Origin of the sequence: Camelimonas fluminis (assembly GCF_014656355.1) — a bacterium.
Classification (GTDB): Bacteria; Pseudomonadota; Alphaproteobacteria; order Rhizobiales; family Beijerinckiaceae; genus Camelimonas; species Camelimonas fluminis.
This window is the reverse complement of sequence record NZ_BNCG01000147.1, coordinates 1-964: the sequence shown is the minus strand read 5'-3', so window position 1 is coordinate 964 and position 964 is coordinate 1. Positions and strand designations below refer to the sequence as shown.

Annotated in this window: 1 pseudogene; it reads right to left on the bottom strand. The window is 62.8% G+C overall.

The features are described from left to right. Nucleotides 1-940, bottom strand: a pseudogene (locus IE243_RS23730) (IS630 family transposase); the annotation flags it as partial. Nucleotides 941-964 lie beyond the last annotated feature (24 nt).

The window sequence follows — 964 nt, the reverse complement described above, 5'->3', positions numbered from 1 at the left end:
ACGTTCTCGACCGGGTTCAACTCGGGGCATTTGGGCGGGAGCGGCAGGAGGGTGATGTTCACTGGCACATCGAGCTTGCTGGAGACATGCCATCCAGCCTGGTCGAGCAGGAGCACCGCGTGGGCTCCGGGCGCGACGTGCCTGCTGATTTCGGCGAGGTGAAGCTCCATTGCCTCGCTATCGCAGCGCGGCATGACCAGGGCTGCGCCTTTGCCGCTGTCAGGACAGATGGCGCCGAATATCCAGGCGGAGGCCCGGCGCAGGTCTCGCGGTGCAACTGGCCGCGTCCCGCGCCTGGCCCAGCGACGGGTGATCTGTGTTTTCTGCCCGATCCGGGCCTCATCCTGCCACCACAATTCTATTGCGGTGTCGTTTGGCAGGCTCTTCCGGATTTGCGCCAGACGGATGGGGAAGTTTTTTTAAAATCGGCGATATCCTGCAGACGCTGTCCTTGATGACGGGGACGGGCCGAAAGCTTCCGAAACCCCATGGCTCGCAGTTCACGCCCGAGCGCCTGCTTGCTGATGGAGACGCCAAATTCATCCGATAGCCATTGGACGAGATCGATAATGCGCCAGCGCACGACGCCGTGAACCGACGGAATGGGGCCGGCCTCTATGATCTCAGCCAATGAACGCCGCTGGTTGTCGTTGAGGATCGTGTGAGGCCCGGGTGACTTGCGCGTTGCAAGCCCGTCGGGGCCGGCGGCATTGAAACGAAGCACCCAGTCCCTGACGATCTGCAGCGTCACGCCACCGACGCTGGCCGCATCGCTGCGGCTGGCGCCTTCCAGAATGGCGCTGATCGCAAGAAGCCGACGAACCTGGGCGGGGTCCTTTCCGGCCCGGGCGCAGGCACGAACCTGCGCCGCAGTAAAATCATCCCGAATACGGATCGGCGCAGCCATCACAAATCTCCTCCGATTTGCGAACTGAATCATGTCTGCGCCGCTGACGAAACCCCT